The organism is Novosphingobium sp. BL-52-GroH (assembly GCF_044813085.1).
Taxonomy (GTDB): domain Bacteria; phylum Pseudomonadota; class Alphaproteobacteria; order Sphingomonadales; family Sphingomonadaceae; genus Novosphingobium.
Genome location: NZ_CP171149.1, coordinates 177,981 through 193,117 on the forward strand (window position 1 = coordinate 177,981; position 15,137 = coordinate 193,117).

General features: G+C 67.3%; 12 protein-coding genes. 3 read left to right on the forward strand and 9 right to left on the reverse strand.

Going from position 1 to position 15,137, the window contains the following annotated elements:
- Positions 1 to 180: 180 nt before the first annotated feature.
- Genes ACFFDA_RS00855 through ACFFDA_RS00865 form a run of 3 tightly spaced genes read left to right on the forward strand, consistent with a single transcriptional unit; the run spans position 181 to position 4,264 of the window.
- Positions 181 to 504, forward strand: coding sequence for a hypothetical protein (locus ACFFDA_RS00855; RefSeq protein WP_404477693.1), 324 nt, complete (start codon positions 181 to 183; stop codon positions 502 to 504).
- Entirely contained in the window at positions 501 to 3,326 is a 2,826-nt protein-coding gene (locus ACFFDA_RS00860; protein ID WP_404477694.1) for a response regulator, read from the forward strand. Before ACFFDA_RS00855 ends, ACFFDA_RS00860 begins: the two co-directional genes overlap by 4 nt.
- A complete protein-coding gene (locus tag ACFFDA_RS00865; RefSeq protein ID WP_404477695.1) occupies positions 3,323 to 4,264 on the forward strand; it encodes a diguanylate cyclase in 942 nt (313 codons plus the stop codon). Before ACFFDA_RS00860 ends, ACFFDA_RS00865 begins: the two co-directional genes overlap by 4 nt.
- Positions 4,265 to 4,469: 205 nt before the next feature.
- On the opposite strand, the gene ACFFDA_RS00870 is transcribed toward ACFFDA_RS00865, so the two are convergent.
- The 9 genes from ACFFDA_RS00870 to ACFFDA_RS00910 all read right to left on the reverse strand — a co-directional run bounded on the left by ACFFDA_RS00870 (position 4,470) and on the right by ACFFDA_RS00910 (position 15,128).
- A complete protein-coding gene (locus ACFFDA_RS00870; protein WP_404477696.1) occupies positions 4,470 to 5,249 on the reverse strand; it encodes a TonB family protein in 780 nt (259 codons plus the stop codon).
- Positions 5,250 to 5,274: 25 nt separating this feature from the next.
- Complete coding sequence (locus ACFFDA_RS00875; RefSeq protein ID WP_404477697.1) at positions 5,275 to 7,725, reverse strand: TonB-dependent siderophore receptor; 2,451 nt, start codon at positions 7,723 to 7,725, stop codon at positions 5,275 to 5,277.
- 257 nt (positions 7,726 to 7,982) lie between these two features.
- Entirely contained in the window at positions 7,983 to 8,846 is an 864-nt protein-coding gene (locus ACFFDA_RS00880) for a FecR family protein (RefSeq protein WP_404477698.1), read from the reverse strand.
- Positions 8,755 to 8,985, reverse strand: coding sequence for a FecR/PupR family sigma factor regulator (locus tag ACFFDA_RS00885; protein ID WP_404477699.1), 231 nt, complete (start codon positions 8,983 to 8,985; stop codon positions 8,755 to 8,757). Before ACFFDA_RS00885 ends, ACFFDA_RS00880 begins: the two co-directional genes overlap by 92 nt.
- 116 nt (positions 8,986 to 9,101) lie before the next feature.
- Entirely contained in the window at positions 9,102 to 9,599 is a 498-nt protein-coding gene (locus ACFFDA_RS00890) for an RNA polymerase sigma factor (protein WP_404477700.1), read from the reverse strand.
- A gap of 100 nt (positions 9,600 to 9,699) precedes the next feature.
- Positions 9,700 to 10,752, reverse strand: coding sequence for a tyrosine-protein phosphatase (locus tag ACFFDA_RS00895; protein WP_404477701.1), 1,053 nt, complete (start codon positions 10,750 to 10,752; stop codon positions 9,700 to 9,702).
- A 214-nt stretch (positions 10,753 to 10,966) separates the two neighbouring features.
- Complete coding sequence (locus ACFFDA_RS00900; RefSeq protein WP_404477702.1) at positions 10,967 to 12,346, reverse strand: efflux transporter outer membrane subunit; 1,380 nt, start codon at positions 12,344 to 12,346, stop codon at positions 10,967 to 10,969.
- Complete coding sequence (locus ACFFDA_RS00905; RefSeq protein WP_404477703.1) at positions 12,346 to 13,509, reverse strand: HlyD family secretion protein; 1,164 nt, start codon at positions 13,507 to 13,509, stop codon at positions 12,346 to 12,348. Before ACFFDA_RS00905 ends, ACFFDA_RS00900 begins: the two co-directional genes overlap by 1 nt.
- Complete coding sequence (locus ACFFDA_RS00910; protein WP_404477704.1) at positions 13,506 to 15,128, reverse strand: MFS transporter; 1,623 nt, start codon at positions 15,126 to 15,128, stop codon at positions 13,506 to 13,508. The genes ACFFDA_RS00905 and ACFFDA_RS00910 overlap by 4 nt, the downstream gene beginning before the upstream one ends.
- Between the last annotated feature and the right edge of the window lie 9 nt (positions 15,129 to 15,137).

A 15,137-nucleotide genomic window follows, 5' to 3' on the forward strand; every position in this document is an offset into this window, starting at 1 on the left:
GGCAGCCGACGTCTTCCACTTCGCGGGAATCCTACGTCCTTATCCGCGATCCAAGCCAAAGCGCATGTCTTGCAGTCGAGCCTTAACCTTAAAAAAACCGTTATGGTTTTTACTGAGATCATGAATTGGCCGCGCCTCTCCATGCAACTCACCCCAAGGGTAAACGCATGCCGATGGGGAATGGTTGCGGACTGGCTCCCAGCGGCCGCGCTGCTCTTCGCCGGGCTCGGAGGGCTTGGGTTCGCCTGGGTCACGGCGGGGTCCCCCTCCGGCCGATACCTGGTCGTGGCGGCGCCCGGCTCCGCCATGACCGACATGGTCGGCATGATCCGAAGCGCCAACGGCGGCCTGACCGCCACCGGCCACTTCACCAACATCGTCATCGCCGATTCCGATCGACCAGACTTTCCGGTCGCCGTCCGCAAGGCGGGCGCCTGGCTGGCCGTCGCGATGCCCGATCCGGCCGGATGCGCTGGCCCCTTGCTGCAGGAGACAAGACCGTGAACGTCGAACTGGACAAGCTGCGCCTGCATTTCGGCCGCTTCCTGCTCTCGTTGTTCTGGGCGCACGTCCCCCTGCTGGCGGGCGTCGCCCTCCTGACCGGCCACTCGCCGGTCGGTGCGGCGCTGGCCGGCGCCGTCCTGGCGGCCTGCTACCATCTGGCCTGGTGGCGCGGCGGCATCGCGCCTGCGACGCGTTACTTGTCCGCGGTCGCCCTGATGGGCGAGCCGGCGATCCTCCTTGTCCTCCTGCGCGGCCACGCCTGGCAGATGGACATGCACATGTACTTTTTCGCGATGCTGGCGCTGACCATCGCCTGGTGCGACCGGCGCGCGATCCTGGCGGCGGCCGCAGCGGTGGCGCTCCATCACCTCCTGCTTCTCTATCTGCTGCCTTATGCGGTCTTCCCGGGAGAGGGCAACTTGGAGCGCGTCATCCTTCACGCAGGGATCGTCACGTTCCAGACCGCGGTGCTCGTCTGGCTCAGCGACAGGCTGGTGGAAAGCTTCGATCGCAACGAACGCATGAGCGCGGAGATACTGGCCAAGAACGAGGCCCTGGAGGAACGCACGCGCGAGGCGGAGGAAGCCAATCGCGCCAAGAGCCTCTTCCTGGCCAACATGAGCCACGAGATCCGCACGCCGATGAACGCCATCCTCGGCTTCTGCCATCTCGTCGCTCGTACCGATCTGGACCCCCGGCAGAAGGACTACGTCGGCAAGATCGCCCATGCCGGCACATCGCTGCTGCGGCTCATCAACGACATCCTCGACTTTTCCAAGAACGAGGCCGGCAAGCTCACGCTGGAAGCGCATCCCTTCGACGTGCGCGCCGCGATAGAGAACCAGGTCCAGATGATCGCCGCCGATGCCGATGCCAAGCAGGTCAAGGTCGTCGCGCAGGTAGCCGGCGACGTGCCCAACCGTGTCGCGGGCGACGAGATGCGTTTCAACCAGGTGGTGCTCAACCTGATGAGCAACGCCGTCAAGTTTTCCGAGGGCGGCACGGTCTCGGTCGGCCTCACCCTCGCCGCAGAGCATGACGGGCAAGTCACGCTGGAACTGGCGGTGCGCGACACCGGCATCGGCATGACCACGGAGCAGCAGGCGTCGCTGTTCCATTCCTTCACCCAGGCCGATAGTTCGACCACGCGCCGCTTCGGCGGCACCGGCCTGGGCCTGGCAATCTGCCGCCAGATCGTCGAGCAGATGGGCGGTACGATCAAGGTCGACAGCGCTCCCGGCCAGGGCAGTACCTTCACCTGCCGGATGCGCATGATGCGCGAGGAGGACGTTGCCGCACCCGAGGTGAAAGTGCCTGACCACATGCGTCGGCTGCGCATCCTGGCCGCCGACGACAATCCGGCTTCGCGCCAGATCATGCACGACATCTTCGCCGAATGGGGCCTGGCGCTCGACCTGGTGGCCTCGGGCGACGAGGCGCTCGGCGCGATCGGCGCCGCAGACGACACCGGCAAGCCCTACGACCTCGTCCTGCTCGACTGGAAGATGCCGGGCATGGACGGGCTGCAGACGGTCGAGGCCATGCATGCGGCGACCTGCAGGGGACCGCGCCCCCGCACCATCATCGTCACCGCCTATGGTGCCGACGACTTCGTCGTCGGCCCGGGTCGTGCCGAAGTCGACGCCTTCCTGACGAAGCCCGTGGTGCCTCGGACACTGCTCGACACGATCCTCGAAATCGTCGCGCAGGACAAGGCGCGGGGTCGGGCAGATCCGCAGCCCGAGGAGGCCCTGCCGATGGTGGCCGCGCACTTGCGCGGGCTGCGCGTCCTGCTGGTCGAGGACAACGAGATCAATCGAGAGATCGCGACCGAACTGCTGGGCGACGCCGGCTTGCTGGTCGACACCGCCGAAAACGGCCGCATCGCCTGCGACCGCGTCGCCGTGGAAGGCGCGACGTACGCGGCGGTGCTGATGGACGTCCAGATGCCCGAGATGGACGGCATCACGGCAACGAAGCTCATCCGCGAAAGCTGGGCGCCCGAACGCCTGCCGATCATCGCCATGACCGCCCATGCCTACGAAGAGGAAAAGCAGCGCTGCTTCGCCGCGGGCATGAACGATCACGTCGCCAAGCCGGTCGATCCCATGACGCTGGTACAGACGCTGGACCGCTGGCTGAAGGCGGACCAGCCCGCCGCTCCCGCCGAACCGGCGGTCGTCGCCAAGCAGCTCGGGGCGATTTTACCCGAAACGCTGCCGCCGTTCGACCTGCGCGCCGCGCTGCTGCGGGTCAACGGCAAGGCCTCGCTGCTCCACAAGCTGATCCTCACGTTCGGCGCGACCTACGGCAACGTGGCGCAGGAACTGCGCACGCACATCGGGACCGGGCTGCTGCCCGACGCCCGGCGTCTGGCGCACAGCCTCAAGGGCGTGGCGGGGTCCCTCGAACTGCCCGCGATCCAGGAAATCGCCGCGCACGTCGAAAGACTGCTGGCCGCCGGCGAGATCGACACGGCACGCACCGCCATCGACGAACTCGAAGTCCGGCTAGCCCCCGCGATCGTGGCTGCCCGGAGCCTTGCGGCCGGGCCAACGACCGCGGCTGGGGCGCCGGCTGCGGCCTTCGATGCCGGCGTCGCCCAGGTGGCGCGGGACGAATTGCGCGAGTTGGTTCGCCGGCGCAGCCTCGGCGCGCGCGCCAGCTTCAACCGCTACGCCCAGGCCATCGGTTTGCCCGAAGGCGAACGTCCCCACCATGTGGTGTACCAGGCGCTGGAAAAGCTCGACTATGAGACCGCCCTCGCCCTCATCGATGCACAGGACACGCGCCTCGCCGACCGCGAAGGAGTCATGTCATGACCAGAGCGACCATCCTCATCGTCGATGACGAGATCTCGAACATCGAGATCATGAACGCCGTGCTGGAGGACGACTACGAGGTCTGCTTCTCCACCTCGGGCGAACAGGCGCTGGAAACGGCCAGATCGACCCAGCCGGACCTGATCCTGCTCGACGTGCTCATGCCCGGGATCGACGGCTTCGAGGTCTGCCGCCAGTTGAAGGCCGATCCCGAACTGGTCGACATCCCGGTCATCTTCACCACAGGCCTCGGCGATACCGAGGACGAGATGCGCGGCCTGTCGCTGGGCGCGATCGACTACGTGACCAAACCGATCCAGCCCGCCATCCTGCGCGCCCGGGTGGGCAACCACGTCGAACTGAAACGCCTGCGCGACCAGCTGGCGAGCATGGCGGTGACCGATGCCCTGACCGGGCTGAGCAACCGCCGGCAGATGGAGCGGGCCCTGCAGACCGAAACCGCCCGCCTCGCGCGCGCGGGCGACTGGCTTTCGGTCATCATGCTCGACATCGATTTCTTCAAACAGTTCAACGACACTTACGGCCATCCCGCGGGGGACCGCTGCATCACGATGGTGGCCTCGGCCCTGACCCGGGCGGTGAAGCGCGCCTCGGACCTGCCGGCACGCTACGGCGGGGAGGAATTCGCCTGCATCCTGCCAAGCGCCGATCCTCACGGAGCGGAGCTGGTGGCGCAGGAAATCCGGCTGCAGATCCAGTCGCTCAACATCCCGCACGAACGCTCGCAGATCAGTCCCTTCATCACCGTCAGCATCGGCGTGGCCAGCGCGCGCTGCCTGCCCGGCATGACGCCGGACCTGTGGATCACGGAAGCGGATCGCCAACTCTATCTGAGCAAGCACGGCGGCCGCAACCGCATCACCGTCACCCAGTTCGACCTGCCGACGCTGCAGGCCATCGCTGCGGGCACGCCTTGACGCGAGGCCGCCTGTAGAGAGGTCGTTGGTTGCCTACTCCAATCCTCCCTTTCGCAGGCGATGGGGAAGTGGCGGTCCGCAGGGCCGACGGAGGGGTCTTCTCCCTCTCCCCCCCGGGCCTTCACCGGGGCGCCGGTCCCCTCCCCATCGTGCGCGACAGGGAGGATCGGGAAAGGCCAGGCACCTAGCCGGCCCTTGCGTCAGGTCACCTCACGAAGAACTCGACCGGAAGCACGAGTTCGATCGTCTCGCCTTCCACGCTCTCGGGCGGCCTGGGCAGCGGCTGAGCCCGCTTCGGCAGGGCGACAGCCTCGGCGTCGAGCGAGGCCACGCTGGACGAACGTTCCAGCCGGCTGTTCAGTACGCGGCCCTCCCGGTCGATCACGAAACGGATATAGGGAACGCCCTGCTGCTTGCGGAACATGGCTTCGCGCGGATAGCGCCGGACCTTGTTCAGCGCGGCCAGGACCTGCCCTTCCCATGTCGGCTTGCCGGTGCCGGGCGGCGGTGGCGCCGGCACGGGCTTGGCTTCTGGCTCCGTTCGCTCGACCGGCGGGGCCGGCGGCGCCGGCCGGACTTGCGGCACCGGCAGCGCGGCAGGCGTGGGGAGCTGGATCAGCGGCACTTCGATCGGCGGCTGTTCGACGGGGCGTCGCCGCGTCGGTGGCGGGACCAGTTCCGGGGTCGGCAGGTCCTTGCTGGTCGTTTCGACCGGTGGAGCCGGCGGAGCCACGTCGAAGACGCTGAGCGCCGCCTGTTCCTTCTTCACGTATTCGTCATGCCACCTGACGACCAGCAACGCGCCGACGACGACATGCACTGCCACGGCCAGCGAAATCCCCACGATTCGACCGCGCGGCGTGCTTGCCCCGGGACGATAGCCGCCCCCGGAGACGTGGGAAGGCGGCACCGCCGGCTGCTGCGGGAGGGCGACCGGCCGTTGCATAGCGGCTTCGCTGCGATCGAGGTCTGCCGTCCGCAGCATCAGCATGCTCCCGCAACAGCCATCATCAGAACTTGCCCCGCACCGAGACCAGCACGTTGCGCGGGTCGCCGTAGAAGTTGCCGTAGCCGGGACTGTCGATCGTCACGTAGTAGGTCTTGTCGAAGATGTTGTTGAGGTTGGCACTGATCGAATAGCGCTCGTCGAAGGCGTATTCGAGCCGGCCCGACCAGATCGCATACCCGGGCACCTTGAACTGGTATTCGTAGGACGGACCGTCGTAGATGCCGGTCGCCGGATTCAGTTGCTGGATGTAGCCCGAGCGGAAGTTGCTGCTCTGCGCCGTGACCCCGCCACCGATGCTCAACCCCTTGAGCGCCTCGCCCTGGAAGCGATAGTCGGCCCATATCTTGAGCAGGTGCTCGGGCGTCGTCTCGGCGAACCGGGCGTCGCTGTCGCGCTTGTTGGAGTTGTCGTTGTAGGTGTATCCGAAAGCGATCTGGAAGCCGGGCAGCACTTCGCCGTTCAGTTCCACCTCGAAGCCCTGGCTTTTGAGATAGCCGTCGCGGACGTAGCAGCAGTTGTCGCCCGAGACCGCCGGGTAGGCGGGGTCCGACGCCGCCTGGCCGCGCTTGTTGACGCGGTAGAACGCCAGCGATCCCAGGAGGCGGCCGCCGGCCAGTTCACCCTTGATGCCAGCCTCGTAGTTGCGGCCCTTCACCGGGTCGAGCGGCGTTCCCGGGCGCGGGCCACTGTTGTAGGTGGCCTGCGACTGGTAGATTTCCGCGACGCTGCCGTAAAGGCTGAACTGGCTGCCGATGTCCAGCACGGCGCCGGCATAAGGGATGAAGACGGTCTTCTGGTCCATCTGGTTGCGCAGCGCGCCGGTCGCCAGGTTGTAGTTCTGGGTCTTGTCCTGCAGCGCCACGCGGCCGCCGGCGATGAGCGAGAGTGCCTTGGCCGGGCGTATCCGCAACGATCCGTAGAGCCCGATGCGCTCGACGACCTGCCGGTTGCGGTAGCTCCAGGCGGGCGGGAATGCCGGCTCCTCGGGATAGACCGGGTCGAAGATGTCGCCCGGGCCCACGTAAGTCCACAACTGCTGGTAGACTTGCGTGTAGTGCGTATAGTCCGCGCCGAGGATGAGGTCGTGCTTCTGGCCGAAGGCTTCGAAACTGCCTTGGGCGTTCAGGTCGAGCGTGGTTTCCTTGGTGGCCTTGTCCTGCTGGAAATACCACCAGTCCACGCCCGAACCGTCGATCGGATCGACCGCGTTCTCCATTTCCGCCGCGTTGGTTTTGTCGCGGTTCTCCATGCGGTTGGCGGTCAGCTTGACCGTCCAGTCCTCGCCGATGCGCTGCTCGACACGGCCGTAGAACACGGTGGTGCCGCGCTCGATCCAGTTCCAGGGCGCACCCATGTTGAAGTCGCGAGGCAGGCCGATGTCGACGCCGTTGCGGTAACGCGGCAGACTGACGTTGAAGCCGTCGTGCTGGTCCTCCTGCCGGGTGACGCCGGCGACCAGCAGGGTGGTGGGCGTGATGTCCGCCTCGACCAGAGCGTGGATCAACTGGCGGCGGTCTTCCTTGAAGCGCTGGAAGCCGTGGCCGTAGTCGAGCACGCCGATGGCGCGCGCTCGGATCTTCCCGTCCGAGGTCACGGGCCCCGTCACGTCTGCCTCGAGCCGATAATTGTTCCAGCTTCCCCCGAAGGCCGCGAACTGGAGCTGCGCGTCTTCCAGCGCCCGCTTGCGCGTGAAGTTGAGGACGCCGCCCGCCTCGCCGGCGCCGAACAGGCCGTCGGCGCCGCGGACCAGGGCGATGCTGTCGTAGATGGCGGTGTCGATGTCCGACATGCCGTCGACGCGGTTGCTGGTCGCGCCGCCATCGTAACGCACGTTGGTGATCGCCAGCCCGCGCGAGTTGTAGGTGGAGGACAACCAGGCGCGATCGACGGTGACACCGGTGGTCTGGAGCATCACGTCCTCAATGCTGATGAGGTTCTGGTCCTCGATCCGCTCACGCGTGATGACGGTGACGGATTGCGGGATCTGGCGCGGGCTGAGCGCCATCTTGCCGACGTTGGTGGCGAGCGGCGCGTAGCTGCGGGTGCCTTCCGTGACGATCGGATCGCTGGCCGCGCTCATGCCCGCCGCGGCACTGCCGCCGCTTGCCTCGACCCGCACCGGCCCCAGCGAGACGGCTCCGTCCGCGACCTCGGGCGCGCGTTCCAGCACGACCGTATTGCCCACGATGCGGAACGACAGGCCCGTCCCGCCCAGCAGGTGGCCGAGCGCGGACAGCGACGACATCCGCCCGCTCACCGGGCTGGAGGTCCGCCCCGCCAGCAAGTCGGCGGGCGCGCTGACCTGCAGGCCCGACTGCTGGCCGAAGCTGGTGATCGCGGTGGCGAGCGACTGGGCGGGAATATCGAACTGGCGCTCCGCCGGCGCTGCTTGCGCGCGCACCACGCCTGGCACGGCAAGGGCCAGCGACGAGCCCGTGAGCAAGGCAGCCATTAAGGCCCGTTCGATCTGTCGGAAATGCATTCTCGAGATATCCCCTGATGCGTCGAGTGACGGCACGTACAATGATGCGAATGCGTTGCAATCGCATCCCCCTGCAAAGAGACGCCCGAGGTCACCCCGCTTTCGGCGCGAGTTCTGAAAATTTTTTGCCGCTTTGTTTCCGAAGCGGGCCGGAGACCATTTGAGAATGGGCGCTGCCCATTCTGCTGCGTCAAAATGCGCGCTCCCGCGCATTTTCAAACGGGCTCTCAGTCCTGCGAGTAGACGACGAGCCAGTCGCCGATCACCGTGATCCGGCCGCCGTAGGCACGCGCCATGCCGCGCAGCGCCCCGACCGGGTCGGCGGCATTGAACACGCCGGTCAGGCGCTGCCGGTCGAGCGCATCTCCACGCGTGACGATCATGCCGCCGAACCAGGGCCGGAGCCGGTCGATGGCCTGACTGACCGGCTCGTCCTGGACGATCAAGTGCCGTTCGCGCCAGGCCGCCACTTGCGTAGCGGGTAGTGCCAGGTGGTGCAGGTCTCCCACCCTGTCGACCGCCGCGCCTTGCCCGGCGACGAGGAGCGCAGCCTTCCCGGTGCGCGAAGCTACTCCCACGCGGCCATGCGCCACGCTGACCTCGGTCGATTGCCCTGCGCCCGGCGCCTCGCGGACGTCGAAGGCAGTGCCGAAGACGGTGACCGTCGCACGCTCGCCGATCACCCGGAAGGGGTGGGCCCGATCGGGCACGACCGAGAAGAAGGCCTCCCCCTTCAACAGCCGGACGTCCCGGCGACCGGCGCCATAGTCGACGGCGATGGCCGAAAGCGGCGCGAGCTGCACCAGGCTGCCGTCCGCCAGGGTAACGGTCTCGACCTGCGCCACGCCGCTGCGATGGTCGGCGCGCAGGCGAAGCGACAGGGCCGGGGCCAGCAGCAGGCCCAGGCATGCCGCACAGGCGCCGAACACGGCAACGCCGCGCCTGCGCCCCGGGGACAATCGCGAGGACCGGGCCACGACGGCCGCCGGGCGGCCTCGTTCACGGAACGCGAAGGCAGGCTCGATCGCATCGAGTTCGTCCATCGACGTGGCGCAGTTCGGCCCAGGCGGCGCGGTGTGTCGGATCGGCATCGTGCCACTGCTGGAACCGACGGCGCAGGGGGAGATCCTCCGGCTCCTCGCGCAGCGCGATCATCCACGCGATCGCGTCGTCCTCCGCATCCTGCCAGGACCGGGAGGATGGAGGATCGTCCTGTTGCCCTGAGCCCATAACCCGTCCTTACAATGCGGCCGCCATCGTGAAAATAGGACGCTGCAGCACATCGTTTTTTCGCCGCGGCAAGCTACTTTTGCGCCGTGGCAGGCGCCCTGGCGGGACCGGCGGCGCTATCGCAGGGAATCGCGGCAGTGCCGCAGGGCGAGCGCGACGAGTTCGTGGGCCCGGGTCACCGAAATATCGAGCGCATCGGCGATGTCGCGCAGGCGCGCGCCCTCGAAGCGGTGCATCTCGAACGCCACCCGGGTCCGTTCGTCCAGAGTCGCCAGAGCGTCGTGCAGCCGTTCCAGATCGTTGCGGGCAATGAGGGTTCGCTCCGCCGACGGCGCATCATCCGCCATGCGCGCCTGCACGTCGGCGAAGTCGCCGCTCGCCAGCCTCGATCGCTCCCGCCCGAGACTGCGGTTACGATCGATGGCGAGGTTGCGCAGCACGCGCCGGAAAAGGTGCGCAGGATCGCCGATGGGCTCGCGACCGGCGATCTGCCGACAGCGTATCCAGGCTTCCTGCACGAGGTCCTCGGCCCCGAACTCGTCGGAACTCACGGATCGGGCATAGCGGACCAGGCCGGCATGCTGCCGCAGGTAAAATTCGCTCAGCGGGTTCACTGGACGGTCCGTTAGTGGTTTGCGAACGATTCGCAACTTCGTTATAGGACGATGCAGGCCGCCGCAAGCGCAAGCCGGTCCGGAGGGACCGTCCGTTGGATCATTCGAGCATCGTGGCGCGCAGCGTCTCGATATCCTTGTCGGTGAAGCCCAGAACCTGCTTCATATAGCCTTCCGAGCCACCGTATTCCGCATCGAGGTAGGTGAAGAACTGCGCCAGGTGCGAAACCCCGCTCGGGGTATAGAGCGGTTCTGCCTTGCCGCGCTGCTCCTCGCTGCGCGCGAAGTAGTACTGGACGATCGGGTTGTTCGGATAGTCCTTTGGATCGACCTTGGGCATCTCGAACTGCGGCCGACGCAACGAGGTGGAGAGCTGGTAGTCCTTCAGGATCGTTTCGCGGTCAACTCCCAGCACGTCGTAGAGCAGGCCCGTGGCGATGCCGGTACGGTCCTGCCCGGCCGAGCAGTGGTAGACCACCGCGCCGTCGCCCGCGATCAGGCGCTTGAACATGGCGCGGTACTGGGGCGCCAGCATCGTCTCCATGCCCTGGTACACGTTCTCCCCGCCGCGCTTGCCCATGCTGGCCATCATCGGCTTGAGCGAATAGTCGTTGGCGAGGAACAGCGCGCCGAGACGGTCGTCGAGCATGTCGGGCGCGACCTCGCGCTCCTCTATCGAGCGCAGGTCGACGACGTTGCCGATGCCGAGCTGGCCGAGCATGGAATAGTCCGTCTCGGTCAACAGCGGCATCGCGCCGGAACGGAACGCCTTGTCCCACTTCACCGTCTTGCCGCTGCGGGTCACGTAGCCACCGATATCGCGGAAGTTGCTACCCTGCTGGAGCGGGAGCACGCGCTCCGCAACGACCATGCGGCGGCCGCCCTTGCCCTCCAGGATGACGTAGCGCCGCTCGGTCGCCGCGATCGGCAGGTCGAGCCTGGCATCCTTGCTGGCGGTAGCAAAGCGCCGGTCCCCCTTGTCGAGCACGGTGTCGGCGCTGATCCACACGGCAACGGGTGCGGTGTCCTCGCGGCTAAGTTCGACGGTCTCGGGGTTCAGCCGGGCCAGGCTCGCCAGCTCGCGCGCCGAAGTAGGCGCGGCGACCAGGGCGGCGATGGTGGAGAGGGCGGCAGCGTAGGCGATCTTGCGCATTTTCAGGTTCTCCCGGTCGGTAGCTCAGGCGGACGCCGACAGGCGGCGCGCGCCCATCCGTTCGACTTGTTTCGGCGTACAGGGGCCTCGATAGGCGAGATTAGCTCTCGTCGGTCAACGCGGCGAGGTCAACGAAGAGGGTTAAGTTCGCGGTCCGGCGATGTCTCGAGCCTTTATGCGACGCCTTTCGTCAGGCCACGCGGGGCGAGCCGGATCACCGGGCGGCCTGCTCCTCCCGCCAACCGCCGCCCAGGGCCTGGTACAGGGTGACGCGCGCGGTCAGCTCGTCGGTGCGCAACTGGACGAGGTTGAGCTCGGCCGTCAGCAGAGCCCGCTCGGCATCGATGCGCTCCAGCACGCTGGCGTAGCCTGCCTCGTAGCGGTCACCCGCCTGGCGCACCGTCTGCTGGAGATTAGCGCGCTGGGCTTCCTGGACTTCGCGCTGCCGTGCGAGCTGGGTGATCGCGGCCAGCGCATCCTCCACTTCGCGAAACGCCGTGAGCGTCGCCTTCTGGTAGGCAAAGGCGGCCTGATCCCGCCGCGCGGCCGCGCTTTCGACGCCGGCGCGCAACTCGCCGCCGTGGAACAATGGCGCCAGAATGCTGCCGCCCACGGACCAGATGGTGATCGGATCGGGCAAGGCACTATTGAAGACCGCGCCCGCCGATGCCGAGAGCCGCACGCTCGGCAGGAACTGCTTGCGTGCGACGGAGAGCGTGGCATCGCTCGCCGCCAGGGTGCGTTCCGCCTGCGCGATGTCAGGTCGCCGGCGCAGCAGTTCGGAAGGGAGGCCCGCCTGCGGCAGGGGCGGCGGCGCGATCGCCTCGATCTCCCCCGAGTGCACCGCACCAGGGACGTCGCCGGTCAGCAGGCGCAGGGCGTTTTCCTGTCTGCCGATCGCCAGCAGCACTTGTGGCGGGATCAGCGCGGCACTCTGGTATTCGACTTCGGCCTGCCGCACTTCGAGTGCGGAGATGTAGCCGACCCGTCCGCGGTCGCGCGAAAGGCGCAATGCCCATTCGCGCACGCGTAGGGTGTCCTGCGCCACCCGCAGGCGGCTGCGCAAGCCGCACAGGGTCAGATAGCCCGACGCCGTCGCCGCCGCGACCGACAGCTTCACCGTGTCGCGCGCCGCCAAGCTGGACAACGCCGCCTCGCGCGCCGCCGAGACCTGATCGGAGATGCGGCCGAAGAGGTCGACCTCGTAGGCGGCCTGGACGACAGGCTGGCCGCTCGCCGATTCCGTCGGCAGGCCAAAGGCGCTGACCGAGCGGGCGTCGTTCTCCGAAAGACTGGCGTCGAGTGTCGGTAGCAGCGCAGCGCGCGCCTGGCGTTCCTGCGCCCGTGCCTCGCGCACGCGGGCGACGGCAGTGGCGACGTCGGGATTGTGCTCGAGCGCGCGGGCGACCAGCGCATCCAGCGTCGGCCCGCCGAAGCCTCGCCACCATTCGGTGTCGAGCGGCGCGGTGCCGGCAAGATCGCTGCGCCATGCCTCGGGCGCGACCACCGCGGCGCTTTCCGGCGGAGGCGTCGAAGGCACCGCACAGCCGGCGAGAAGCACGACTGCCGCGCCAGGGGTAAGAAGGCGCCGCATCAGCGTTGCCGGGGCGCGGGCCCGCCCGTCGTGTCGATCCGCGCGACGACCGACATGCCTGGCCGCATCCTGCCGTAGAGCGGGTCGGTGCGATCGAGCCGGAGGCGCACGGTGATGCGCTGCGGCACCTTGACGAAATTGCCGGTGGCATTGTCGGAGCGGATAACCTGGAACTCGTTGCCCGCCGCCGGGGCCATGCGTTCGATCCATCCCCGGATCTCGGCATGGTCGAGGGCATCGATGCTGAGCGTGGCAGGTTGGCCGGGGGCCATCCGCGCCGTCTGGGCCTCCTTGTAGTTGGCAGTGACCCAGATGAAGGGCGGCACCAGGAAGGTGAGCTGGGTACCTGCGGTGACGTATTGGCCGAGCCGCACGCCGACTTCGCCCAGCCGCCCGTCCTGCGGCGCACGAATGACGGTGTTGGCAAGGTCGATTTCCGCCAACCGCAACGCCGCGCGCGCCGATTCTACCCCTGCCTTCAGGCCTCCGCGACCTACCGTGACGGTGTTGATCTGCTCGCTCGCCACGGTGCGCTGTGCCTGCGCCTGCCGGACCGCCGCCTCCGCCTGACGCAAGGTTGCCAGCGTCTGGTCGCGCTCGCGCACAGAAATGGAACCGCCACCGAGCAAGTCATCCACCCGCCGCATGTCAGCCTGCGCGCGGGCAAGCTGGGCCCGGGCGCTGGCCACGCTGGCCTCCTGCCCGCCCAATTGGGCCTCGCTGGACCGCTGGCTCTGCTGGCTGTTGTCGAGATTGGCGATCTGCGCAGCGACCTGCGCCTTGGCCTGGTCCACCCGCTGGCGATAGATGCGGTCGTCGATGCGGGCGAGCACCTGGCCTTTCTTGACCTGTTCGTAGTCCTGCACCGTGACTTCGACGACGTAGCCCGATACTTGCGGTGCGATCACCGTGGTCTGGCCACGGACATAGGCGTTATCGGTAGTCTGCAGGGCCGACGAGAACGGCGGCAGGCCCCACGCGTAGAGGACCAGCAGGACACCGGCGAGGATGAACAGGATGGCGAGGATCGTCACCGGCCGCCCCCCGCGCGGAGGCGCCCAGCCGCGTTGCGACACCGGCGTTTCCGCGGCCGCAGGCGCTTCGGCCTGCACTTCGACCGGATCGGAAAGGCGCTTTTCGGGATCGGAGGGAGGCCCGCTCATGCCCCGGCTGCCCTTTCGCGCATTGCGGCCATCGCCGCCAGTTCCTTGCCCAACGGATTGATCCCCTTGATCTTGAAGTAAATCCAGCGCCCGAGAAGATATATCAGGCCGATCGTCGCCAGCGAGCCGATCAGCAGGAAAACGTCGTTGAAGGCAAGGATGTTCGCCTCCCTCGATACCTGTTGGGCGAGCAGCACCGCTCCTTCTCCCTGCCGCAGGACCGGATCGCCCAAAGTGCGGTTGTAGGCCGCGCCGAGCTGCTGCAGGCGCAGCGCCACCTGCGGGTCGGTGACGAGCAGCGACTGGGTGAGAATTTCCGAATGGAAGCGCTCGCGCACGATCTGGAACGTGCCCAGCAGCGCTGCCCCGCCGATGCCTCCCAACTGCTGCGAAATCCCGAAGATCGCCGAGAAGCTCACCAGGTGGCTCGGTCCCTTCGATAGCGCCCGCAGGACACCGCTGAGCATGGTAGGGCCCATGAAATAGATCGCGGCGAAGGCGATCATCGCCTGCGTGAGGTAAAGCTGCGCCGGCCGCGTGAGGTTGTTCGAATCGATGTCAAGAAATGCCGCCAGTGCAATGAGCCCGCAGGAAAATGCCACCGGACGAAGCAGGTCCATGGGGTTGAGCATGATCGCGCTGAGGACCAGCCCGGCGATCGTGGCGGCGGTGACCATGGCGTAGAACGGGACGAGCTGGTCCTGCCCCATGCCGACCGAAGTGAGCAGCCCGGTCGCCCCGAAAGTCTGTTCCGAGAGGAGCAGGCGCATGCTCGCCGCGACGATGGCGAAACGGACGATGTCGCGGCTCGCCATCCAGCGGGTGTTGAGCAGCGGGTTGGCACGATTGTGCTCTACGATGAGCGCCGCCCCGATGAGCGGGATCGCCGCAGCCAGCCCGTAGCCGATCCAGGCAGTCGTCCACCACACCGTCCGACCCAAGGAGAACACCGCGCACAGCAATGCGACGCCCGGCGCAAAGAGGCCGAAGGTCAGGAAGTCGAGCGGCTCGAACGCCTGGATCCGCTCGCTCGGCGGCAGGCGCAGCAGCGAGACGGCGGCGAGCGAGAGCAGCGTCAGCCCGAACTCGAAGACGAACAGGTTCTGGATGTTGCCGTCGACCAGCAGCGCCGGTGAGATGGCGCGCGCCAAAGGCACCGACACTTGCGGCACGCCGATGCCCAGCACCAGTCCCTTGAGACGCCATTTCGCCGGCATGGCCTGCATGAAGTAGAACAGGCACAGCGTCGACAGCCCGCTCGCCACCACCCCGCTCGCCGCGCGCACGATCAATTCGGTGCCGTAGCTGTGCACGAACAACTGCGCCAGGTTCAGGGCCAGGAAGGCGATGAGGAAAATGCGGGTGAAGCGCTGGATGCCGAACTGCTGGCGAAACTTGATGAGCAGCAGGCTCATGCACACGTTACTCATCGAGTAGACCGCGGTCAGCCATCCCGCCTCGGTACTGGTGAGCCCCAGCGCGCCCTGTATCTGCTGCAGGTTGGCCGTGAGCAGCCCGTTGATGAACCCGCCGGTAAGGCCCACCAGCACGCCGATCAGGAAATAGCCGATGCGGCGGGACACCGGATGATCGGGCGTCGCCGGAGAACCCGGCATCATCGGCCGCTC

Excerpts from the sequence above, each read along its gene's own strand:
- ACFFDA_RS00855 (WP_404477693.1), top strand. The coding sequence starts at position 181 with ATGGTTGCGGACTGGCTCCCAGCGGCCGCGCTGCTCTTCGCCGGGCTC.
- ACFFDA_RS00865 (WP_404477695.1), top strand. The coding sequence starts at position 3,323 with ATGACCAGAGCGACCATCCTCATCGTCGATGACGAGATCTCGAACATC.
- ACFFDA_RS00870 (WP_404477696.1), bottom strand. The coding sequence starts at position 5,249 with ATGCTGCGGACGGCAGACCTCGATCGCAGCGAAGCCGCTATGCAACGG.
- ACFFDA_RS00875 (WP_404477697.1), bottom strand. The coding sequence starts at position 7,725 with ATGGCTGCCTTGCTCACGGGCTCGTCGCTGGCCCTTGCCGTGCCAGGC.
- ACFFDA_RS00880 (WP_404477698.1), bottom strand. The coding sequence starts at position 8,846 with ATGCCGATCCGACACACCGCGCCGCCTGGGCCGAACTGCGCCACGTCG.
- ACFFDA_RS00885 (WP_404477699.1), bottom strand. The coding sequence starts at position 8,985 with ATGGGCTCAGGGCAACAGGACGATCCTCCATCCTCCCGGTCCTGGCAG.
- ACFFDA_RS00895 (WP_404477701.1), bottom strand. The coding sequence starts at position 10,752 with ATGCGCAAGATCGCCTACGCTGCCGCCCTCTCCACCATCGCCGCCCTG.
- ACFFDA_RS00900 (WP_404477702.1), bottom strand. The coding sequence starts at position 12,346 with ATGCGGCGCCTTCTTACCCCTGGCGCGGCAGTCGTGCTTCTCGCCGGC.
- ACFFDA_RS00905 (WP_404477703.1), bottom strand. The coding sequence starts at position 13,509 with ATGAGCGGGCCTCCCTCCGATCCCGAAAAGCGCCTTTCCGATCCGGTC.
- ACFFDA_RS00910 (WP_404477704.1), bottom strand. The coding sequence starts at position 15,128 with ATGATGCCGGGTTCTCCGGCGACGCCCGATCATCCGGTGTCCCGCCGC.